This window comes from Mycolicibacterium chitae (genome assembly GCF_900637205.1).
GTDB classification, from domain to species: Bacteria; Actinomycetota; Actinomycetes; order Mycobacteriales; family Mycobacteriaceae; genus Mycobacterium; species Mycobacterium chitae.
Genome location: NZ_LR134355.1, coordinates 5421772 through 5443827, shown reverse-complemented (window position 1 = coordinate 5443827; position 22056 = coordinate 5421772). Strand labels below are relative to the sequence as shown.

The window sequence follows — 22056 nt, the reverse complement described above, 5'->3', positions numbered from 1 at the left end:
TCGAGACCGGCCTGTTGTCGAGGAGGTATTAGGCCGTCGCCCGCCCGGCGCATTAGGCTCACCGAACGTGTCCGAGCCCCGTCCGCGCAGCGCCGCCGCCGATCCTCTCGCCGAGGATGACGCCGCGTTGTTGGCGCGCGCCGTGGTGGCCCTGCAGCGGCACGCCGAGCCGCTGCGCGAAGTGGGCGCGCTGTTCACCGACGCCGGCCACGAGCTCTACTTGGTGGGCGGCAGCGTCCGCGACGCGCTGCTGGGCCGGCTGGGCGTCGACCTGGATTTCACCACCGACGCGCATCCCGAGGCCGTGCAGCGCATCCTGCGGCCGTGGGCCGACGGGATGTGGGACACCGGCATCGACTTCGGCACGGTGGGCGCCGCGCGGCAGGGGCACCGGGTGGAGATCACCACGTTCCGGGCCGATACCTACGACCGGGTGTCGCGCAACCCGCAGGTGCGGTTCGGCGAACGCCTCGACGACGACCTGATCCGGCGGGACTTCACCGTCAACGCGATGGCGGTGCGGATCGACCCGGCCGCGCCGGGCGGCATCGGCGAGTTCGTCGACCCGCTGAACGGGCTCGCCGCGCTGCGCGCCCGGACGCTCGATACGCCGTCGGCGCCGGAGGTGTCCTTCGGCGACGACCCGCTGCGCATGCTGCGCGCCGCCCGGTTCGTGTCCCAGCTGGGTTTCACCGTGGCGCCGCGGGTGCGCGCGGCCATCGAGCAGATGGCCCCGGAGCTGGGCCGGATCACCGCCGAGCGGATCGCCGCCGAACTCGACAAGCTGCTGCTGGGGGCCGACCCGGTGGCCGGCATCGACCTGATGGTCGAGACCGGGATGGGCGAGCAGGTGCTGCCGGAGATCGGCGCCATGCGGATGGCCATCGACGAACACCATCAGCACAAGGACGTCTACCAGCATTCGCTGACGGTGCTGCGCCAGGCGATCGACCTCGAGGCCGGTGAGCCGGATCTGGTGCTGCGCTGGGCCGCGCTGCTGCACGACATCGGCAAGCCCGCGACGCGGCGCCACGAAGAGGGCGGCGGCGTGAGCTTCCACCACCACGAGGTGGTCGGGGCGAAGATGGCCCGCAAGCGGATGCGGGCGTTGAAGTACTCCAAGCAGATGGTCGACGACGTATCCCAGCTGGTGTACCTGCACCTGCGGTTCCACGGCTACGGCGACGGGCGCTGGACCGACTCGGCGGTGCGCCGCTACGTCACCGACGCCGGCCCGCTGCTGAGCCGGCTGCACCGGCTGGTCCGCGCGGACTGCACGACCCGCAACAAGCGGCGCGCCGCGCGGCTGCAGGCCAACTACGACGACCTCGAGCAGCGCATCGCCGAACTGGCCGCCAAGGAGGACTTGGCGCGGGTCCGTCCGGACCTCGACGGCAACGAGATCATGCAGCTGCTGGGCATCCCGGCCGGCCCGCAGGTCGGGCGCGCCTGGAACTTCCTCAAGGAGCTGCGGATGGAGCGCGGTCCGCTGGACCGCGACGAGGCCGAGGCCGAATTGTTGAAATGGTGGAACGCCGAGGGCGGTTCGACCGTCTGATCCCGGTATGGATTACTGCTTGGGTGCCGGGGACGGCACCGCATCGATGTGGAGTGCCCAACCGGATGTCGACACCGACGGCGACGGCGTGCTGGACGCGGTCGGGGTGGATCTGGACGACGACGGCCTGCGCGACGACGCGCTGCTCGATCTCGACGACGACGGGCTGGCCGACCACGCCGTGCTGGACTTCGCCGCCGAGCCCGCGTGGTTCACCGACGACGGCTCCGGCACCTGGGCGCTGGCCGCGGCCGCCCCGGGATCGGGGTCCGCGCTGCGGTGGTACGCGCTGGACGGGGTGGAGCAGTCCGGCGGGCCGTTGGTCGATTTCGACGCCGACGGCGCGGCCGACGACCGGCTGTTCGACAGCGACGGCGACGGCCTGGCGGACCGGGTGATCGCCGAGGACGGGTCGGTCGGCTTCGTCGACCTCGACGGGGACGGCCGGATGGATCTCAAGCTGGTGGACGCCGACGGCGACGGTGCCGCCGAGGACGCCGGGGCGCTCTGACCCGCCTCTGGCGCCGAGAAGTAGCTGCCGTACGCATTTCCCCAGGACGGGGTGTCAGAAAGCTACTTCTCGGCGGCGCGACCTTTGCCGGGCGGCCCCGCGAACGCCTGCGCGATCGTCAGCCAATGCTCGGCGTCGGCGCCGCGGGCGACCACGTCGAGCTCGCGCAGCGGCCGCCGCTGCGTGACCAGCGCGCAGAAGTCGGCCGCCGAGCCGGTGATCCGCTGCGCCGCATCCGGCGGGCCCCACGTCCACACGTCCCCGTCGGGCGCGCGTAGTTCCACGTGAAACGGTGCCTCCGGCGGGGTTTGGCCGTGCACGGTGTAGGCGAAGTCGCGGGTCCGCACGCCGATGTGCGCGATCGACCGGAGCCGGGCGGTGGGCGCGCGCCGTACCCCGAGCGCATCGGCGACGTCGAGACCGTGCGCCCAGGTCTCCATGAGCCGCGCGGTGGCCATCGACGCCGCGCTCATCGGCGGGCCGAACCACACCAGCTTGCGGCCGTCGGCCACGGTGCGCAGCGCCTCGTGCAGCCGGGTGCGGGTGGTGCGCCAGTCGGCGAGCAGCCGCTCGGGCGGAGCGGCGGCGAGTTCGGCCGCCGCGGCGTCGACGAAGCCGGTGGGGTCGGCGGCCGCGGTGCCCAGCACATCGGCGAAGCCGGCCTCGTCGGTCACCGAGATCAGCGCGACGCGGTCGGTCCACAGCAGGTGCCCGATCTGATGCGCGATGCTCCAGCCCGGCGCGGGGGTCGGCGTGCGCCACTGCGCTTCGGTCAGTCCGGCGACGAGCGCGTCGAGCTCCGCGCTCTCCGCGACGAGGTCGTCGACGATCGGACCGGCTGCGCCCATGGGCTCACCGTAACCGCCCGACGGCCGCGTGCACCCCTAAGCCGATCAGATACAGCGCGGAGCCGACGACGGCCAGCAGCGGCGCCTGCCCGTCCGGGGGGATGACGGCGGCCGCGGCGGTGATCGCGGCGATGAACGACACCCAGAACAGCGAGTCCTGCACGGCGAACACGTGCCCGCGCAGCGCGTCCTCGACGTCGAGTTGCATTGCGCTGTCGGCACACAACTTGACCACCTGACCCAGCCCGCCGAGGACGAAACCGCACAGCACCATCACCGGCAGGTGCAGCGTCGCGCCCGCCAGTTGCACCAGCGCCGCGGCACCCAGCGCGCCGTTGGCCGTCGCGTAGCGGCCCCACCGGTGCACCGCGGCCGGAGTCAGGACGGTGGCCAGGAAGGATCCGGTCCCGGTCGCGGCCACGAACAGCACCGCGGTGCCCAACCCCGCGACGCCGACGGTCGGGACGTCGGTGTGCCGCACGATGACCAGCACCAGCAGCGTGTTGATGCCGAACGCCATCCGGTGCACCGCCAACCCGGCCAGCGTCGCGGTGACCGCCGGCACGGCCAGTACGGTGCGCGCGCCGTGCATCCACCCGGTGGCCACGGCGTAGAGCACCGACCCGTGCACGGCGCGGGCGCTGTCGTCGGGACCGAGGACCCGGGTCGGGAACCGCAGCGCGAGTAGCAGCGCGATCGTCACCGGGATCGCGACCATGAAGATGATGGCCGCGGCGCCGGCGTCGTCGGCGCCGATCAGCCGGCGCGGCACCAGCATGAAGTTGGCGCCCAGGAACGTGGCGACCGCACCCGTCGCGATGGCCACCGAGTTCATCGACACCACCTGTTCGCGCGGCACGACGTGCGGCAGGGCGGCCGACAGGCCGGAGCCGACGAACCGGGTGAAGCCGTTGACCAGCAGCGCCCCGCACAGCACCGCCAGATCGCTGGAGTGGGTGGCCAACAACAGCCCGACGCCGAGGATCAGCACCAGCCGACCGGAGTTGGCGCCCACGAGGACCAGCCGTCGGTCCCAGCGGTCCAGCAGCGCGCCGGCGAACGGGCCCAGCAGCGAGTAGGGCAGGAACAGCACCGCGAACGCCCCGGCGATCGCCCACGGATTGGCGGCGCGTTCGGGGTTGAACAGCAGCGCGCCGGCCAGCCCCGCCGAGAACAGGCCGTCGCCGAACTGGCTGACGATGCGCAGTTCGAGCAGCCGCCGGAAGTCCGGGAGGGCCCGCACGGAACGCCAACCGGCCAGCGAGAGGCGCGGATTGTTCACAGGGGCCACTCCCTTGCGGTGGTGCTACCGACCGCAGGCGCGGGCGACGGGACGGATCGGCGCAGTCTCACCCTACAAATATCCAGCGGTCCGGCGCTTGATGGCCACAGCCGGCGGCGGGGGTGCCATGATGGATGGATGGCTCAGCCCGAGGACCCGGAGGACTTCGTCGCACCCGCGGCGCAGCGGGTGCGTGCCGGGACGCTGCTGTTGGCCAACACCGATCTGTTGGAGCCGACCTTCCGGCGCAGCGTGATCTACGTGGTGGAACACAACGACGGCGGGACGCTGGGCGTCATCCTGAACCGGCCCAGCGAGATGGCGGTCTACAACGTGTTGCCGCAGTGGGCCAAGCTGACCACCAAACCCAAGACGATGTTCGTCGGCGGCCCCGTCAAGCGGGACGCCGCGCTGTGCCTGGGCACGCTGCGAGTGGGGGCGGACGCCGAGGAGGTGCCCGGCCTGCGGCACGTGTCGGGCCGCATCGTCATGGTGGACCTCGACGCCGACCCCGACGAACTGGCCCCGGTGCTCGAGGGCGTGCGGATCTTCGCCGGCTACTCCGGGTGGACCATCGGTCAGCTCGAGGGCGAGATCGAGCGCGACGACTGGATCGTGTTGTCCGCGTTGCCCTCTGATGTGCTGGTGGAGCCGAAGGTGGATCTGTGGTCGCGGATCCTGCGCCGTCAGCCGATGCCGTTGGCGATGCTGGCGACCCACCCGATCGACACCAGCCGCAACTGAGGCTCAGCCCGGCGGCGGGACGGGCCCGGGCGGCGCGGTCCCCGGCAGCGGTTCGGCGAGACGTTCGACGGGGAGCTTGCCGAACATCGAGTGCCAGTAGGCGTGGATGCCCCGCGCGCTGTTGATCCGGCCGGGCGCGTGCGGGTCGCCGGGGCCCAGGACATACGGCGACAGGTGCGGGGGTTGGTCGGGCTTCGGCTTCCGGAAGTTCAGCGGGTCCATGAACTGACCGCCGTTGACGATCTCGAGGCCCGGGGGAGCGGCGGGCTGGCCGCCCGGCGCCGACGGCACCGAATGTTGGCCCAGCACAAGCTCGTCCAGCGGTGTCGAGGCCAGCTGCTCCGGAAGGCTCGGCTGCGGCGCGGGGACCGGGGCCGGCACCGGATCCGGCGGCGGGGGAGGCGGTTCGGCGGCCGCGGTGGTCGCGCCGAGGGTCGTCGCCGCGAGCGCGAGCAGACCGGCCACCGCCGCGCGTGTCCTCCAGTGCCTCATCTCAGAACACCTTCGGGATGCCGTAGTAGGCGACGATGTCGTCGGTATCGGTGTCGGAACTGGTCAAGATCGCATACGACCGCAGCGACGAGGCGCCGACACAGCCGTCGACCTTGATCTGGATGTCCTTGACGGTGACTCGCGTGCTCGTGCCCTTGAACGACTTCTTGTCCACCGGGACGTTGGTGACCTCGCCGGGGCGGGGGAACACCTCGACGCCGCCGTTGATCGGGAAGCCCACGACGCCGTCGGCGAAGTCGCCCTGCGGGGTCGCGATGCCGAACCCGCCGAAGGCGACGCCCACCGAACCGGTCAGCTTGACGCCCTTGTCCAGCAGGATGCCGCACCCGATCTGGTAGCCGACCTCGAGCGTCCCGCCGTTGACGTCGCCGGTGACCTCGCCGGTGAAGGTGGCGCCGACCAGCCAGGCCCGCGACGACAAGGCGGTGGTCAGTGGCGCGATCGGCAACTGGGTCTCGTCCCTGGCGGCGACGGTCAGGGTGCGGCCGTCCGGGGTCTGCGCGACGACGGGTGCCTCCGAGGCGACGACGCCGGTGTCCGGGGGCGGCCCGACGTCGGCCACCGGTTGTACCAGCGGATCGGCGGGGGGCGGCGGTTCGGCAGCCGCCGACGGCGCCAGCGCGATCGGGACGAGGGCCAGCGCCGCGGCAAGGCGCACGCGTAAGTGGTTGGGATCAAACAATTTTGGTCACCCCCGTGTATGTGATGACGTCGTTGGTGTTGTCGGTGGCGGCCCCGAAGGTGGCGTAGGACCGGATGAAGGACTGGCCGGCGCAGCTGTCGAACTTGATCCGCAGGCCCGTGATGGAGATCCGCGGGACGGTGCCCTTGAAGGCCTTCTTGCCCACCGGGACGGTGGTGACCGTGCCGGGGCGCAGCGCGATCTTGGTGTTGACGCTTGCCTGGGCGCCGAGGACCAGCGGGAAGATCCCGCCCTCCCCGAGGAACGGCAGGGCGAAGCCGGGCGCGATGCCGGCGTTGATGATCGGCTCGATGGAATCCTGGATGATGCCGCAGCCGATCTGATAGCCGGCCTCGAGCGTGCCGCCGGTCAGGCTGGTGATGTTCGTACCGGTCACTGCGCCGGTGAACGTCCCGCTGACGATGTATTCGCGCGACGTCGGCGCGCCGGTCAGCGCGGGGACCGGCGTCATGGATTCGTCCTTGCCGAACACCGTCAGCGTCCACCCATCGGGGGTCTCCAGCACGCCCGGTGGGGCCGACGGGACGGGCCCGTCGGGCACGGGGGTGGCGTTGGCGACCGGGGTGACGGGCGGGCCGGGCGGCTCGGGTTCGGCCAGCGCCGGCGCTCCCACCGCGATGGGCACCAGCACGCAGGCAGCGGTCAGGACGGCGAGTCGAATCACCATGCTGCGGTGCTCCTTTCGGTTCGTGACGCAAACGCGGAACCGTTGCGGCGCAGCCGGTTTTGACAGGCGTCAGGTGGGACGCGAGTCGCGGTCGGGGCGAGATTCGGTAGCGGTTTCGGCGGATGCCTTGTTGGCGAGCACTAGATCACAGTTCGGCGGTCCGCCCAATGCGCTTGCTACTGAGTGGAATTGCGGGGAGCGAAAGCGAGGTGGAGGGCGAGGCTGTGGGAATCTCATTACTCGGCGACGCCGGGGGAGAATCAACGGCGTGTCCGAAAATGCTCAATCTCATAGGGGGACAACACGATGCAATTCAGATTCCGGACCGCGATCCCGGCGACCGTCATCGCCGTCGGCCTGGGGCCGGCGTTTGCTGCTGTTGCCGCCGCCGACGAGGCCCCGGCGGCGCCGGGGGGCGGACCGGCCGTGATCGCCTGTCAGCAGTTCGCCCAGGCCCTGGACTACGCGGCGACGAACTACTCCGACTTCGCGGATTCGGTCGCCTTCGGCGATGCGCGCCTGGACTTCGCGGATCCGACGGTCCGCAGCAACAACACCGTCGGCCGGACCGCGCTGCGGCAGGCGGCCGGGGTGGCGCTGGACGCGGCGGGCACCCCGGGGTTGCAGCCGCAGATCGCCGACCCGATGCGGTCCTGGTCGCTGCACGCCACCAAGCTGCTGCTGTTGATGGGGGTGCGCAGCGGCAGCGAACGAATCGACAACGCGGCCGCTCAGGTCAACACCGACACCCACGACGTCCAGATGGCCTGCGCGCAGGCCGGCACATCGGCCTGATCCAGGGCCTCAGAGGACGATCGTCTGATTGCCGTGCTGCACAATGCGGTCCTCGCAGTGCCACAGCACGGCGCGGGAGAGCACCACGCGCTCGACGTCGGCGCCGAGGCGCCGCAGGTCGTCGACGGTGTGCCGGTGGTCCACCCGCACGACGTCCTGTTCGATGATGGGGCCCTCGTCGAGTTCCTCGGTGACGTAATGCGCGGTGGCGCCCACCAGCTTCACGCCGCGTTCCCGGGCCTTGCGGTAGGGGGCCTCGCCGACAAAGGCGGGCAGGAACGAGTGGTGAATGTTGATCAGCGGGCAGCCGACCTCGGTGAGGAACGCACCGGACAGGATCTGCATGTAGCGCGCGAGCACCACCAGGTCGACGTTGCCGCGCAGTAGGTCGAGCTGGCGCGCCTCGGCCTCGGCCCGAATGTCCTTGTGCGCGGGCACATGCAGGAACGGCACCCCGAACGGGCGGACCTGATCGGCCAGGTCGGAATGGTTGGAGATCACCATCGCCACCGACATGTCCAGCTCGCCGCGGCGGTTGCGCCACAACAGGTCCAGCAGGCAGTGGTCCTCGCGGGAGGCGAGGATGGCGACGCGCTTGGGCTTGGCGGCCTCGGTGAGGCGAAAGTCCATCGCGAACTGGTCGGCGACCCGCGCGGCGAACTCGCGCTCGAGCTCGTCGCGGGCGGCGGCCAGGCCGGGCATGTGGAAGATGGTGCGCTGCATGAACGTGCCGCCGGTCTGCGTGGTCGAATGCTGATCCAGCGAGATGATGTTGGCCCCGGCGTCGGACAGGAACCCGCTGATGGCGGCCACCAGGCCAGGGCGGTCCGCGCAGCGCAGCAGCAGCCGACCGATGTCCTTGGCCGGCAGCGTGGTGGCCGAGGGGAAACTCTCCGAGGTCATGGCGGGCCGCTCAGTGGCAGGACAGCGCGCAGGACGCGCAGCTGCCGGCGCAGTCGTCGGTTTGCGGCGGGGCCGCGGCGGCGTTCGCGACCACGAAGCGGGCGCCCTGCCACGACCCGGCGGCAATCGTTCCGATGGCGCCGAGCACGCAGACGATCAGCACCACCAGCGTCGTCGCACCGTGGCCGGCCAGCGCGACGGCGCCGCCGGCGGCCAACATCACCGCGGCCGCCAACTGGGTGGGCGCCAGGGCGCGTCGGACCTGCGCGGACAGGTCGTCGGCGGGGGGTCGGGTCAGCGTCCAGAGTCCGAATCCCGCCGAGGCAAGGGCCGCGCACAGGCACAGCACTCCGGCGATCAACATAGGGGCCACCTTAACGAGGTGGCCGCCGTTCACCGCTATCCGGTGGGTGCGGGCACCCCGGGCAGGACCGGCGCGGCCGCGGGGACGGCCGGCGCCACCGGTGCCGGTGCGGCAGCCGGGGCGGGCGCGACGGCAGCCGGGTCGCCGGGCGTCGCGGGCGCCGGCGCGACAGGCAGGGCCGTCGGCGTGGCCGGGTCGGTGACGCGGAAGCCGTTGACGATCGCATCGGTGGCGTCCGCGGTGGCCACGGCCTGGCTCACCGAGGTGGTCACCGCCAGCGACACCAGGTAGTGGTCGGCCCCGGCCTTGGCGATGACGTGCCGGCGCGAGGTGTTCAGCGGCAACTCGTTCTCCGTGTAGGTGCCCTCGATCAGCGCGGACGGGAAGCCGCCGAAGTCGGCCAGCGACGCGTCGGTGGACTGCCAGGCCGGCAACTGCTGGCTGTCGACGTAGCCGTGGGTGATCGCTTCCTTCGGGTCGAACTCGCCGACCAGCCGGTAGATCACCACCTGCGCGTTCGAGGTGTACAGGCCGCCGCTGGCGCGGTCGGCGATCACCACGTACGCGTCGGGGACGTTGGGGTCGGGCACCTGCGTCCAGCCCGGCGGCATCGGCAAGGTGATGTGCAGCGCCTCGAACACGCGCGGATCCTGCGCTTCGAGGGCCACGCCCTTGTCGGCGAAGTACTCGCGCAGCGTCCCGGAGGTGGCCGGGGCCAGCGTCGGGACCGCCGGGGCGGCCAGCAGGGCGGCCGGTTGGTGGGGCACGGCCTGCTGGGGCACGGCTTGGGGCACGGCTGCGGCCGATGGCGCGGTGCCGGCGGCGACGGGTGCGGCGGTGACGGTCTGGGTGACCGTGACCGGCGCCGGGACGGGGGCCGGTGGCGCGGGCAGCACCGGGTCGGCCGCGGCGGTCGTGGAGCCGACGAAACCCACCACGCACGCAACGCCGGCGGCCGCCCCACCTGCCACAACGCGCCAGCTTCGGGCCTTGGAGAACATAGTCTTCGCGTCCTTCCAGGTGGGCGGAAACCGACTTCCGCGATCCGATTTCGGGGCGTGCGCCACCCCTTCCGTAGGGGCCGACTGTAGCCCCGGCCCGCAGGCCCAACCAGGGGTCGAGGGCACCTGGAACACAGCTGGAATCAACCCCTGACAACCCCGCAACTCAACCGAGACCAAGCTGTTGCCCAGGTCACTGGGTTTCCGCGCTTTTTGGCCCGGCGCGCAGCCCTTATACCCTGTCTGGGTGACCGAACCCCTGAGCTCCGGAGCCGAGTCCGACGCACCGCAATTCCGCTACACCGCGGAGCTCGCGGGCCGGATCGAGCAGGACTGGCAGCAGCTCTGGCGGGACCGCGGGACATTCAATGTCCCCAACCCGGTCGGGTCGCTGGCGCCGCCGGCGGGCACCGCGGTGCCCGAGGACAAGATGTTCGTCCAGGACATGTTCCCGTACCCGTCCGGCGACGGACTGCACGTCGGGCACCCGCTGGGCTACATCGCCACCGACGTCTACGCGCGCTACTTCCGCATGACGGGCCGCAACGTGCTGCACGCGCTGGGGTTCGACGCGTTCGGGCTGCCCGCCGAGCAGTACGCCATCCAGACCGGCACGCACCCGCGGACCCGGACCGAGGCCAACATCGTCAACTTCCGCCGGCAGCTGGGCCGGCTGGGGCTGGGACACGATGCGCGGCGCAGTTTCTCCACCACCGACGTCGACTACTACAAGTGGACGCAGTGGATCTTCCTGCAGATCTACAACGCCTGGTTCGACACCGACGCCCAGAAGGCGCGGCCCATCTCCGAGCTGGTCGCCGAGTTCGAGGCCGGCACAAGAACTCTCGACGACGGCCGCGACTGGGCGGACCTGGACGCCGCGGCCCGCGCCGATGTGATCGACGGCCATCGGCTGGTCTACCGCTCGGACTCGATGGTCAACTGGTGCCCCGGTCTGGGCACGGTGCTGGCCAACGAGGAGGTCACCGCCGACGGCCGCAGCGAGCGCGGCAACTTCCCGGTGTTCCGCAAGCGCCTGCGGCAGTGGATGATGCGGATCACCGCCTACTCCGACCGGTTGCTCGACGACCTGGACGTGCTGGACTGGCCGGACAAGGTCAAGGCCATGCAGCGCAACTGGATCGGGCGCTCCACCGGCGCCACCGCGCTGTTCGACTCGCCGGCCGGCGACATCGAGGTGTTCACCACCCGCCCGGACACCCTGTTCGGCGCGACGTACCTGGTGCTGGCACCCGAGCACGAACTGGTGGATCAACTGGTGGCCGACGCCTGGCCCGACGGTGTCGACGAGCGCTGGACCTACGGGGCGGCCACGCCGGGTGCGGCGGTCGACGCCTACCGCAAGGCGATCGCCGCCAAGTCGGACCTGGAACGCCAGGAGAACAAGACCAAGACCGGCGTGTTCCTGGGCGCCTACGCCGTCAACCCCGCCAACGACGCCCCGGTGCCGATCTTCATCGCCGACTACGTGCTGGCCGGCTACGGCACCGGCGCCATCATGGCGGTGCCCAGCGGCGACCAGCGGGACTGGGATTTCGCCACCGAGTTCGGCCTGCCGATCGTGGAAGTCGTTGCCGGCGGCGACATCTCGCAGGGCGCCCATACCGGCGACGGCACGCTGGTGAATTCGGGCTTCCTCAACGGCATGGACGTCGCGACCGCCAAGGCGGCCATGGCCGAGAAGCTGACGGCCGACGGGCGCGGTGAAGAGCGCGTCGAGTACAAGCTGCGGGATTGGCTGTTCGCCCGGCAGCGCTACTGGGGTGAGCCGTTCCCCATCGTCTACGACGCCGACGGCCGGGCCCACCCGCTGCCGGAGTCCGCGCTGCCGGTGGAACTGCCCGACGTCGAGGACTACTCGCCGGTGCTGTTCGACCCGGAGGACGCCTCCACCGAACCGTCGCCGCCGCTGAACAAGGCGGTCGACTGGGTGCATGTCGAGCTGGATCTCGGCGACGGCCTCAAGCCCTACAGCCGCGACACCAACGTCATGCCGCAGTGGGCCGGCAGCTCCTGGTACGAGCTGCGCTACTGCGACCCGCACAATCCGGAGACGTTCTGCGACAAGGAGAACGAGCAGTACTGGATGGGGCCGCGGCCGGCCGAGCACGGCCCGGACGATCCGGGCGGTGTCGACCTCTACGTCGGTGGCGTCGAGCACGCCGTGCTGCACCTGCTGTATTCCCGGTTCTGGCACAAGGTGCTCTTCGACCTCGGGCACGTCAGCTCGAAGGAGCCCTACCGGCGGCTGGTGAACCAGGGCTACATCCAGGCGTTCGCCTACACCGATTCCCGGGGCGCCTATGTGCCGGCCGCCGACGTCGTCGAGCGGGACGGAAAGTTCTTCCTGCCCACCGACTCCGGCGAGATCGAGGTGTTCCAGGAATTCGGCAAGATCGGCAAGAGCCTGAAGAACTCGATCTCACCCGACGAGATCTGCGACGGCTACGGCGCCGACACGCTGCGCGTCTACGAGATGTCGATGGGTCCGCTGGAGGCCTCGCGCCCGTGGGCCACCAAGGATGTGGTGGGCGCCTACCGGTTCCTGCAGCGGGTGTGGCGGCTGGTGGTCGACGAGACCACCGGCGCCGACCGCGTCACCGACGACGAACTGGACGACGCGACGTTGCGCGCGCTGCACCGCGCGATCGCCGGGGTGTCCGAGGATTACGCGAACCTGCGCAACAACACCGCCGCGGCGAAGCTGATCGAATACACCAATCACTTGACCAAGGCGGGCGTCACCGCGCGCGCCGCGATCGCGCCGCTGGTGTTGATGCTCGCGCCGCTGGCCCCGCACCTGGCCGAGGAGCTGTGGCGGCGCCTCGGTAACGCGGAGTCGTTGGCGCACGGGCCTTTCCCGGTGGCCGACGAGGCGTATCTGGTGGAGGACACCGTGGAGTACCCGGTCCAGGTCAACGGCAAGGTACGCGGGCACATCACGGTGCCCGCCGACGCCGATGCCAAGGCCCTGGAGGCCGCCGCGGTCGCCGACGAGAAGGTGCAGGCGTTCCTGGCCGGGGCCACCCCGAAGAAGGTCATCGTGGTGCCGGGCAAGCTGGTCAACATCGTCGCCTGACCAGCTCGTCCCCTCCCTTTAGCGCGAGCGTGCGCGCCCCCGGCCGACACGCCGCCAGAATCACGTGGTTTGGGCACCCTCGCGCAGGCGTGGCTACCGAGGCCGGGGCCGGACAACCACCTCGTGCACGTCGCCGTCCGGTGGCGTCGTGACCACATCGGCAACGATCTGCGCGACGGTCTCGGGCTTCAGGAAGCGCGCCGGGTCGTAGTCGCGGCCCTCGTAGGCGGTCAGGTCGCGCTGCATGTCGGTGTCGATCCGGCCGGGGTACACGGTGCTCACCCGCAGCGTCGGCTCGTCGGCCCGCAGCGACTCGGCGAACGCCCGCAACGCGAACTTGCTGGCCGAGTACGACGCCAGCCCGGGGGAGGGGTTGCGCCCGGAACCGGAGTTGATGAACACCACCTGACCGCGGGCCGCGCGCAGCGCCGGCAGCAGCGCCAAGGTCAGTGCGACGGCCCCGACGACGTTCACCTCGAGGGTGGCGCGCCACTCTTCCGGCGTCGATTCGGCGACCCGCCCCGGGTAGGCCACCCCGGCGCAGTGCACCAACACGTCGAGTTCGGCCAGCACCTCGGCGCTGGCCTCGATGCTGTCGGCATCGGTGAGCTCCAACGGCCAGGTGGGCGCGCCGAATCGCTCGGCGACGGCGTCGAGGTCGGCCGACGGTCGGCCCGCCAGCAGCAGGGTGTGGGTGGGGGCCAGCGCGGCGGCGATGGCCGCGCCGAGCCCGCGGGAGGCACCGGTGATCAGAGCGGTCGGCATGTGCGCAACCCTAGTTGGCGGGCGGACGCCCGCGCGACGCCGCAGAATGGAGGGCGTGGCACCGGACCCCAGTTTCACCCCGACCCAGCTCGCCGCCCGCGCGGCCTACCTGCTGCGAGGAAATGACCTGGGCACCATGACCACTGCGGCACCGCTGCTGTATCCGCACATGTGGAGCTGGGATGCGGCGTTCGTGGCCGTCGGGCTGGCCCCGCTGAGCGTCGAACGCGCCGTCGTCGAACTCGACACTCTGCTGTCGGCGCAGTGGACCAACGGCATGATCCCGCACATCGTGTTCGCCAACGGGGTCGACGGGTACTTCCCCGGCCCGGCGCGCTGGGCCACCGCGACCCTGGCCGCGCACGCCCCGCGCAACCGGCACACCTCGGGGATCACCCAGCCGCCGGTGCACGCGATCGCCGTGCAGCGCATCCTCGATCATGCGCGACGGCGGGGCCGGTCGAGCCGGGCGGTCGCCGATGCGTTCCTGGACCGCCGCTGGGACGCCCTGGTGCGCTGGCACCGCTGGCTCGCCGAGAGCCGCGACCAGAATTCGCGCGGGCGCATCACGCTCTACCACGGCTGGGAATCCGGGATGGACAACTCCCCGCGGTGGGATGCCGCCTACGCCAACGTGATTCCGGGCGCGGTGCCCGCGTATCAGCGCGCGGACAACAGCATCATCACCGACGCGACCCAACGTCCCTCCGACGTCGAGTACGACCGGTACCTGTGGCTGCTCGAGGAGATGAAGGCCGCCCGCTACGACGACGACTTGCTGCCGAAGGTCATGAGCTTCGCCGTCGAGGACGTGTTCGTCTCGGCGATCTTCGCGGTGGCCTGCACGGTGCTCGCCGAGATCGGGGAGGAGCAGCGGCGCCCGCGTAGCGATGTGCGCGAGCTGTACGGCTGGGCGGATCTGTTCCGCGGCGGCGTCGTCGAGAGTTGCGACGAACGATCGGGCGCAGCAAGGGATTACGACGTGCGTGCGGAGCGCTGGGTGGCCACCGAGACGGTCGCCCAGTTCGCCCCCCTGCTGTGCGGCGGGTTGCCGCACGACCGGGAGCGCGCGCTGCTGAAGCTGATGGAGGGCCCGCGCTTTGCCGGGCATCCCGACCTGAAGTACGCGCTGATCCCGTCGACGTCCCCGGTGTCGCGGGACTTTCGGGCCCGCGAATACTGGCGTGGCCCGGTGTGGCCGGTGATGACGTGGCTCTTCTCCTGGGCGTTCGGCCGACGCGGCTGGGTGGAGCGCTCGGCGTCGCTGCGCCGGGAGGGGCTGCGCCAGGCCAGCGACGGGACCTTCGCCGAGTATTACGAGCCGTTCACCGGGGCGCCGCTGGGCAGCATGCAGCAGTCGTGGACCGCGGCCGCGGTGCTCGACTGGCTGGGCTGACTACTCACCGGCCAGCCGTTCCAGGGGGCCCAGCGCGGCCTCGAGCGTCTCGAGATCCTCGGGACTGAGCCCGCGCAGCAGCGCCGCCAGCGAAGCGTAGCGGTGCGTCAGGGCCTCCTGATGCTGCGCGTGCCCCTTGGGCGTGATCTCCACGAGCACGGCGCGCAGATCGGAGGGATCCTTGGTGCGCTTGACCAGACCGAGCTTCTCGAGGCGCCGGATCGCGACGGTGGTGGTCGGGGTCCGGACCCGCTCGTGGGCCGCCAGCTCGGTCATCCGGATGGGGCCCTGATTGAGCAGCGTGACCAGGATCGACAGCTGCGCCAGCGTGAGCTCGCCCGCGGCTTCGGTGTGATTGTCACTGCGCCTGAGCAGGGTGAACAGCTTCGCCAGGGTACGGTGCAGACCCTCGGCAAGGTGGGTCACATCGGGGAGGGTGGCGTCGCCTTCTGGCATAGTTCGCTAGTCTAACCTGTCCGAGACTGTCAGGACTTCACCTCCGTCGAAATGCGGGGGTTCACAGCACCTGGGAGAGGAACCGCTGGAGCCGGTCGGTCTCGGCGGCCTCGAAGATCCGCTCCGGGGGGCCGGCCTCGACCACCGTGCCGTGGTCCATGAACACCACCGCGTCGGCGGCCGATCGGGCAAACCCCATCTCGTGGGTCACCACCACCATGGTCATCCCGTCGGCACCGAGTTCGGCGATCAACGCGAGGATGCCCTTGACCAGTTCGGGGTCCAGCGCCGAGGTGGCCTCGTCGAAGAACATCACCTGCGGCGACATCGCCAGCGCCCGGGCGATCGCCACCCGCTGCTGTTGGCCGCCCGACAGGGTGCCCGGCCGCACATCGGCCTTGTGCCGCAGCCCCACTCGTTCCAGCTGGCCCAGCGCCAGATCCTTGGCGGCCTCGGCCGACAGGCCCTTGAGCTTGCGCGGGGCCAGGCTGACGTTGTCCAGCACGCTGCGGTGCGGGAACAGGTTGAACTGCTGGAACACCATGCCGATGCGTTGCCGCAGCCGATCCGGGTCGTCCTGGAGCACCGAGCGCCCGTCGAGCAGGATGTCGCCGCTGTCGGGTTCGTAGAGCCGGTTCAACGTGCGCAGCAGGGTGGACTTGCCCGAGCCCGACGGCCCGATCACCGCGGCGGTGCTGCCCGCCGGCACGTCGATGTCGACGCCGCGCAGCACCTTGGTCGGTCCGAAGGCTAGGTGAATGTCCTTGCCCGCCAGTGAGACTGCCTCGATCGCCATCAGATCATCTCCTGAGTGGTCGCCGGGTTCGCCGGATCCAACGGGTCCTCGGCCGAGGTGGTGCGCCCGCGACGCAGCCGGGCGTCGATGTAGTTGACCAGGTGCGTCAGCGGGATGGTCAGCGCCAGGTAGAACAACCCGGCGGCCACCAGCGGGGAGAGGTTCCCGGTCTGCGCGTTGAGATCTCGGCCCACCTGGAACAGTTCGCGCTGGCTGGCCACCAGGCCCAGGAAGTACACCAGCGAGGACGCCTTGAGCAGCGAGATGAACTGGTTGACCAGCGCGGGCAGCACCCGTCGCACGCCCTGCGGGACCACCACCAGCTTCATCGACGACGAGTAGCTGAAGCCCAGCGCGCGGGATGCCTCGAGTTGGCCGGCCTCCACGCTCTGGATGCCGGAGCGCAGGATCTCCCCGACGTAGGCCGCGGCCATCAGCCCCAGGGCCGCAATTCCCAACGGGTACGGGTTGTTTCCGGTGAGGCCGCCGACCACCGGACCGAAGCCCAGGCCGATGATCAGGATGATCACCACCTCGGGCAGCCCGCGGAAGATGTCGGTGTACACCCGGGCGGGCCAGCGCAGCCAGCGCGAGCGTGAGATCCCCGCGACGGCCAGGACCATGCCGAGCACCAGCCCGATCACCGCGGCCCAGAAGGTCAGGATCAGCGTGTTGGGCAGACCGGTCTTGAACAGGTCCGGGATGGCCTGCTTGTACAGGTCCCAGCTGAAGAACGCCGTACCGAGCTGCGCCAGCACGGATTTCGGCGCCGCGCCCTCGGCGCGTTCGGGTTCCTGTGCCTCGGCGAGCGCGGCGAAGTCGGGCAGTTGCGGCTCGGGGGCGGCCTTCGACCCGGGCTTCCAGCCCGGCGGCAGCGCCCGCGGGACCCACTCCGAATACAGCCGCGCCCAGGTGCCGTCGGCGATCACGGCGTCCAGGCCCGAGTTCAGCGCGTCGATCAGCGGCTGATTCTCCTGCGCCACCGCGTAGGCCACGAAATTGTCCAGGCTGAACGTGTTTTCGATGATCTCGGCGGGATCGCCGGGCTGCACGGTGCCGACGGCCTGCTGCGACGGCGCCACCCACGCGTCGAGCTGGCGGGTCTTCAGGCTGGCGTAGACGGTGTTGTAGTCCGGGTACTTCACCGGGTCCAGCCCGAGGGTGTCCACCACGTAGGACTCCTGGACGGTGCCCTGCACCACGCCGATGCGCTGGCCCGGCCCGAGTTGGGAGAAGCTGGTGATCGGCGAACCGCTGGGCACCACCAGCGAGAAGTAGCCGAAGTCATAGCCGTTGGTGAAGCCGACGGTGCGCCGGCGCGGTTCGGTGGTGGTGATCGAGGACGACCCGACGTCGAACCGGCGGGAGGCCACCTGCGCCAGCAGCCCGGAGAAGTCGGTGCCCACGAAGTTCACCCGCAGCCCCAGCTTCTCGGCGATGGCGCGCAGCACTTCGTTGTCGAACCCGGTGAACTGGCCGGCGGCGTTGATGCAGATGCTCGGCGGCGCATCGGAGAGCGTGCCCACGGTCAGGGTGCCCGCTGTGCCCAGGCCGAGGGCGGCGACGTCGATCGAGTCCAGCGGGGCCGTCGTCGCGGTGGTGTAGCGGTCCTGTTCAGGGCCCTGGGCCGCGGCGGCCAGGTTCGTCGGTAACGCGCTGGCGCTGTCGATGCCGGGCGGGGCGCACTGATCGGCGGCGGCGGGCGGGGCCAGGATCAGCCCCAGCCCGAGCAGCGCCACGATCAACAGCGCCGGAAGTCGGCGGGCGGAAGATCTCATTGGTCGAAACTAGCCCGCTCGGCGGTCGGCTGCTTCTGTTCAGTGTGAGCGCAAGTCGCCCAGAACGCCGCGTCGGCGCAGTTCGGCGACCATGATCTGGGCCATCGCCGACGACACGCCGATGTTGGCGGCGCGGGCGCCCTCGGGGTTGCCGCGCCGGATCGCCTCGGTCTCGGCCTCGTAGTACGCCACCAGTTCGGCGCGCCGCGAGTCGTAGGCGCTCCACAGGCTGCGCGGGATGAAGTTCTGCGTGGCGCGGATCAACGCCCGCAGCCGCGGCCCGGCGTAGTCCTCGTTGATCGCGGTGCGGTATTCGTGGCCCAACTCCTGGAACGAGCGGGTCTCACCGAGCAGCCGCAGCTGCCGCACGAGCGACTCGAGGCGTTCCAGCAGCGGTGGATTCGGGTGGGCGGCGGCGCGCGCGGCGGCCATCCCGTTGAGCATCCCGTACAGCTCGTGATGCTCGAAGATGGTGTCCTCGTCGAAGCGTTCGACGAAGGCACCGCGGTGGTAGCGGGTCGTCAGGATGCCGTCGTGTTCGAGCTGAACCACGGCCTCCTGGACCGGAACTCGGCTCAGGCCCAAGGTCTCCGCGATCTCGTTGCGGTCTATGCGATCGCCGGTGCGGAGCTTCCCGGTCAGGATCAGGTTCACCACGTGGGCGACCACTTGATCCTTTTCCTTGATCCCGTAGTTTTTCGGCATCGCGAACGCTCAGCGCGGGGCGGTGGGCGCAGATGGGCAAAACACGCACCCACGGTAGCGATCGGAGACCGATAGCAGGCGGCTACCTTTCAGGCCCCGATGGGACCTTCGTCACGCCAGACCACGACCACGGCCGGCCGTGCCACGGCGTCGCCGCCGTCGGGCCAGTGCGACAACGGGTCGGCCAGGCTGTGGTCGTCGCTCTCGCCGGGGTGCTGCACACACACCACCACCAGATCGTCGGTGACGATGGGCCCGCACGTCTCGGCGCCGACCGGGACCGTCAGGAACTGCCGGGTCTCGCCGCGGCGCGGGCCCTCCAGCGCGACGGCGAACAGTCCGTCGTTGCCGTCCAGCGCGTTGCCGTCGGTCGAGATCCACAGGTTGCCGTGGCTGTCGAAGGCCAGGTTGTCCGGGCAGGAGATGGGACTGACCTGGCTCTTGTCGAAGCCGCCGTAGTAGGTGTCGGCCGCGGCCGGGTCGCCGCAGACCAGCAGCAACTCCCAGGTGAACGCGGTGCCGGCGTGGTCGTCGACGATCTCGAGGACCTGACCGTTCTTGTTGTCGGTGCGCGGGTTGGCGGCATCGGGGCCGGGTTCGCCGTCGAGGCCGCGCTCGTCGTTGTTGGTCAGCGCCAGGTAGACCTTGCCCGTCACGGGATTGGTCTCGAAGTCCTCGGGACGGTCCATCTTGGTGGCGCCGGCCTTGTCGGCGGCGAACCGGGTGAACACCGCGACCTCGTCGGCGGCGATGCCCGGCACCAGCGATTCGGCGCGGCCGCCGGCCTCGGTGCGCAGCAACGGCAGCCAGGTTCCGGTGCCGGTGAACGCCCCGGCCGACGGCAGCCGACCGGACCCGTCGATCTCACCGGCGGGGATGTCGCTGCCGAGCTTGGCCACATACAGCGTGCCCTCGTCGAGCACGGTCATGTTGTGCGCCAGCGCCGCCGGATCCTTGCCGGGCCGGATCTTCTTGGTCGAGACGAACTTGTACATGTAGTCGAAGCGTTCGTCGTCGCCGGAGTAGGCGACGACGGTGCCGTCGTCGGTGACGTGGATGGTGGCGGCCTCGTGCTTGAACCGGCCCAGCGCGGAATGCTTGACCGGGGTGGAGGAGGGGTCCCACGGGTTGATCTCGAGAATGTAGCCGTAGCGGTTGATCTCGTTGGGCTCCTTGGTCGGATCGAACCGCGGGTCGAAGGTCTCCCAGCGCCGCTCGGAGGGCTCGAGCTTCACGCCGTAGCGGGCCAGCCGGTCGGCCTGGATCGGGGAGCCGGCCTCGGCGCCCTCCGCGGCGCCGAAGTAGCCGTGGAAGTTCTCCTCGGCGGAAAGCACTGTGCCCCAGGGCGTCAGACCGCCGGCGCAGTTGTTGAACGTGCCGACCACCGCGCGTCCGGTCGGGTCGGCCGTGGTCTTGACCAGGTCGCTGCCCGCGGCCGGCCCGACCAGGGTGAACGGCGTGTCGCCGGTGATGCGTCGGTTGTAGCGGCCCGGCACCGGCTCGAGGCCCTCGGGTGTGCGTCGCACCTCGACCACCGAAAGCCCGTGGGCGGCAAGGCCGATCTCGAACTGTTCGCGGGTGGGTGCCTCCGGGTCGTAGCCGGGGTGCATGAACTGCTCGGTGGTGTACTCGTGGCTGACGACCAGCAGGTACCGGTCTTCGGTGCCGTCGATGGGCAGCAACCCGGCGAAGTCGTTGTTGAAGCCGAACTGCCGGCGTTGGGCGGCCGCGGTCTGGACGTTGACGTCGAACGGCGGGGCCTCGGGCAGCACCGGGTCGCCCCAGCCGATCACCACCGACTGTCGGTAGCCGTCGGGGATCACGACGGCGTCCTCGGTATTGGGGGCCACCGCGGTGAAGTTCATCCCGGGGGCGGGTTCGGTGTGGGCGACGTCGGCGACGGGGGCGGTCCGGTCGTCGCGGCCGCAGGCGGCCAGCGCCGATCCGGCACCCACCGCCAGCACCGTCACCCCGGTGGCCTGCAGCACCGAGCGTCGCGAAACCGCCTGGCGCACAACGTCGCCGAAGTACTCGTTGGGGCTGGTGTTCGGCGCCGGATGCGCGCAGGCGTCGCCGCACTTGTAGCGGCAGGTGACGCGCTGGCGGCTGGACTTGCCGCGGTGGTTCACGAACAGGTTCAACGGCACGAGCGCCATGGCTTCCTTCCGGGGCTGTGAAGGGACCCGGGGAAAGCTACGGCAGCCGAGCGAGCACTTGCCGATCAGAAGGTGAACAACAGCCGAACCGTGCTCAGAGCAGCCCGCGCAGGATCTCCACGAGCCGCAGCGGCTGATCGCCCTGCACCGAGTGGCCGGCGTCCGGGACCACGATGGTGTCGCGGAATCCGGGGGCGCCCTTGGCGAACGACTCGGCGTCCTCGTCGTTGACGAAGAACGAGTTGGCGCCGCGGACCAAGGTGGTGGGCATGGTGATGGCCGGGACGTCGTCCCAGAGGCCCTCGAACCCGTCGCCCTTGCGGAACGAATCGTAGCGCCAGGTCCAACTGCCGTCGTCGAGGCGCTTGGAGTTGTGGAAAACGCCGCGCCGCAACGAGTTCCGATCCCGATGCGGCGAGGCCGCCACCGCGGCGTCGAGCATGGCCGCGAAATCGGGGAAGGTGCGCTCACCGCGCACCAGTGCCACGGCGCCCTGCTGGGCCTTGGTCATCTGCTCGTGGCGCTCCGGCGCCGACGGCGTCACGTCGACCAGCACCAGCTGCGGGACCAGCGCGGGTTCGGTGGCTGCCACGCGCAGCGCGGTCAGCCCGCCCAGCGACATGCCGACCACCAGGTCGACGTCGGCGGCCAGCTCGCGCAGCACTGGGCGCAGGGTCTCGGCGTTGAGCTTCGGGCCGTAGTCGCCGTCCTCGCGCCACGACGAGCGGCCGTGGCCGGGCAGGTCGACGGCCACCGCGGGCAGGCCCAGGCCCAGGATCACGGTGTCCCAGGTGTGGGCGTTCTGGCCGCCGCCGTGCAGGAACAGCACGCGCGGGTCGGCGGTGCCGAACCGCAGGGAACTGATCGGCCCGGTATCGATGCGCTCCACGGGCGGGATGTCGGGGACCCCGGCCTGCTCGGCGTTCTCGGGCAGCAGGCCGAACTCGTCGAGCTCGAGCAGTTCGTCGTCGGAGATCATCAGGCCTTTATAACCCGTGCCCGATGACAAGACTGC

The 22056-nt window shown here is 70.7% G+C and carries 21 protein-coding genes; 6 read left to right on the top strand and 15 right to left on the bottom strand.

Features of this window, described 5'->3' with window-relative positions; all coding sequences use genetic code 11:
* Positions 1 to 67: 67 nt before the first annotated feature.
* Both EL338_RS25955 and EL338_RS25950 read left to right on the top strand, forming a co-directional pair.
* The gene (locus EL338_RS25955) at positions 68 to 1558 is read left to right on the top strand and encodes a CCA tRNA nucleotidyltransferase (protein WP_126336555.1); all 1491 of its coding nucleotides are present in this window, start codon (positions 68 to 70) and stop codon (positions 1556 to 1558) included.
* Between the two features lie 7 nt (positions 1559 to 1565).
* Positions 1566 to 2069 carry a pullulanase gene (locus tag EL338_RS25950; RefSeq protein WP_126336553.1) on the top strand — a complete coding sequence of 168 codons (504 nt, stop codon included), beginning with the start codon at positions 1566 to 1568 and terminating at the stop codon, positions 2067 to 2069.
* 62 nt (positions 2070 to 2131) lie between these two features.
* Here EL338_RS25950 and EL338_RS25945 read toward each other — a convergent pair whose 3' ends face one another.
* The gene (locus EL338_RS25945; protein WP_126336551.1) at positions 2132 to 2917 is read right to left on the bottom strand and encodes a TIGR03084 family metal-binding protein; all 786 of its coding nucleotides are present in this window, start codon (positions 2915 to 2917) and stop codon (positions 2132 to 2134) included.
* Positions 2918 to 2921: 4 nt separating this feature from the next.
* A complete protein-coding gene (locus EL338_RS25940; RefSeq protein WP_126336549.1) occupies positions 2922 to 4199 on the bottom strand; it encodes an MFS transporter in 1278 nt (425 codons plus the stop codon).
* Between the two features lie 138 nt (positions 4200 to 4337).
* On the opposite strand from EL338_RS25940, the gene EL338_RS25935 reads away from it, so the two are divergent.
* Positions 4338 to 4943, top strand: coding sequence for a YqgE/AlgH family protein (locus tag EL338_RS25935; RefSeq protein ID WP_126336547.1), 606 nt, complete (start codon positions 4338 to 4340; stop codon positions 4941 to 4943).
* A gap of 3 nt (positions 4944 to 4946) precedes the next feature.
* On the opposite strand, the gene EL338_RS25930 is transcribed toward EL338_RS25935, so the two are convergent.
* Genes EL338_RS25930 through EL338_RS25920 form a run of 3 tightly spaced genes read right to left on the bottom strand, consistent with a single transcriptional unit; the run spans position 4947 to position 6826 of the window.
* Positions 4947 to 5435, bottom strand: coding sequence for a hypothetical protein (locus tag EL338_RS25930; RefSeq protein WP_126336545.1), 489 nt, complete (start codon positions 5433 to 5435; stop codon positions 4947 to 4949).
* Position 5436: 1 nt separating this feature from the next.
* A complete protein-coding gene (locus tag EL338_RS25925) occupies positions 5437 to 6114 on the bottom strand; it encodes an MspA family porin (RefSeq protein WP_235666306.1) in 678 nt (225 codons plus the stop codon).
* 16 nt (positions 6115 to 6130) lie between these two features.
* Entirely contained in the window at positions 6131 to 6826 is a 696-nt protein-coding gene (locus EL338_RS25920; RefSeq protein ID WP_126336542.1) for an MspA family porin, read from the bottom strand.
* 306 nt (positions 6827 to 7132) lie between these two features.
* Here EL338_RS25920 and EL338_RS25915 point away from each other — a divergent pair, with 306 nt between their 5' ends.
* Positions 7133 to 7621, top strand: coding sequence for an Rv2240c family protein (locus EL338_RS25915; protein ID WP_179967141.1), 489 nt, complete (start codon positions 7133 to 7135; stop codon positions 7619 to 7621).
* A gap of 9 nt (positions 7622 to 7630) precedes the next feature.
* On the opposite strand, the gene purU is transcribed toward EL338_RS25915, so the two are convergent.
* Genes purU through EL338_RS25900 form a run of 3 tightly spaced genes read right to left on the bottom strand, consistent with a single transcriptional unit; the run spans position 7631 to position 9889 of the window.
* Complete coding sequence (purU, locus tag EL338_RS25910) at positions 7631 to 8524, bottom strand: formyltetrahydrofolate deformylase (RefSeq protein ID WP_126336540.1); 894 nt, start codon at positions 8522 to 8524, stop codon at positions 7631 to 7633.
* A gap of 10 nt (positions 8525 to 8534) precedes the next feature.
* Positions 8535 to 8888 (bottom strand): hypothetical protein, encoded by a 354-nt coding sequence (locus EL338_RS25905; protein ID WP_126336538.1) that lies wholly within the window; start codon positions 8886 to 8888, stop codon positions 8535 to 8537.
* A 35-nt stretch (positions 8889 to 8923) separates the two neighbouring features.
* A complete protein-coding gene (locus EL338_RS25900; RefSeq protein WP_126336536.1) occupies positions 8924 to 9889 on the bottom strand; it encodes an LpqN/LpqT family lipoprotein in 966 nt (321 codons plus the stop codon).
* Positions 9890 to 10136: 247 nt separating this feature from the next.
* Here EL338_RS25900 and leuS point away from each other — a divergent pair, with 247 nt between their 5' ends.
* Entirely contained in the window at positions 10137 to 12989 is a 2853-nt protein-coding gene (gene leuS, locus EL338_RS25895) for a leucine--tRNA ligase (protein ID WP_126336534.1), read from the top strand.
* 93 nt (positions 12990 to 13082) lie between these two features.
* Here leuS and EL338_RS25890 read toward each other — a convergent pair whose 3' ends face one another.
* On the bottom strand, positions 13083 to 13754 hold the full coding sequence (locus EL338_RS25890; protein WP_126336532.1) for an SDR family oxidoreductase: 672 nt from the start codon (positions 13752 to 13754) through the stop codon (positions 13083 to 13085).
* Positions 13755 to 13800: 46 nt separating this feature from the next.
* On the opposite strand from EL338_RS25890, the gene ggh reads away from it, so the two are divergent.
* On the top strand, positions 13801 to 15150 hold the full coding sequence (gene ggh, locus EL338_RS25885) for a glucosylglycerate hydrolase (protein ID WP_179967140.1): 1350 nt from the start codon (positions 13801 to 13803) through the stop codon (positions 15148 to 15150).
* Here ggh and EL338_RS25880 read toward each other — a convergent pair whose 3' ends face one another.
* The 6 genes from EL338_RS25880 to EL338_RS25855 all read right to left on the bottom strand — a co-directional run bounded on the left by EL338_RS25880 (position 15151) and on the right by EL338_RS25855 (position 22020).
* On the bottom strand, positions 15151 to 15606 hold the full coding sequence (locus EL338_RS25880) for a MarR family winged helix-turn-helix transcriptional regulator (RefSeq protein WP_126336528.1): 456 nt from the start codon (positions 15604 to 15606) through the stop codon (positions 15151 to 15153).
* 61 nt (positions 15607 to 15667) lie between these two features.
* Positions 15668 to 16402, bottom strand: coding sequence for an amino acid ABC transporter ATP-binding protein (locus EL338_RS25875; RefSeq protein WP_126336526.1), 735 nt, complete (start codon positions 16400 to 16402; stop codon positions 15668 to 15670).
* Positions 16402 to 18180: an ABC transporter substrate-binding protein/permease gene (locus tag EL338_RS25870; protein ID WP_126336524.1), complete on the bottom strand. Its 1779-nt coding sequence runs from the start codon at positions 18178 to 18180 to the stop codon at positions 16402 to 16404. The genes EL338_RS25875 and EL338_RS25870 overlap by 1 nt, the downstream gene beginning before the upstream one ends.
* A 39-nt stretch (positions 18181 to 18219) precedes the next feature.
* Positions 18220 to 18885, bottom strand: coding sequence for a GntR family transcriptional regulator (locus tag EL338_RS25865; protein ID WP_126336522.1), 666 nt, complete (start codon positions 18883 to 18885; stop codon positions 18220 to 18222).
* A gap of 89 nt (positions 18886 to 18974) precedes the next feature.
* Complete coding sequence (locus EL338_RS25860) at positions 18975 to 21041, bottom strand: PhoX family protein (RefSeq protein WP_126336521.1); 2067 nt, start codon at positions 21039 to 21041, stop codon at positions 18975 to 18977.
* A gap of 94 nt (positions 21042 to 21135) precedes the next feature.
* Positions 21136 to 22020: an Rv0045c family esterase gene (locus EL338_RS25855; RefSeq protein ID WP_126336519.1), complete on the bottom strand. Its 885-nt coding sequence runs from the start codon at positions 22018 to 22020 to the stop codon at positions 21136 to 21138.
* Between the last annotated feature and the right edge of the window lie 36 nt (positions 22021 to 22056).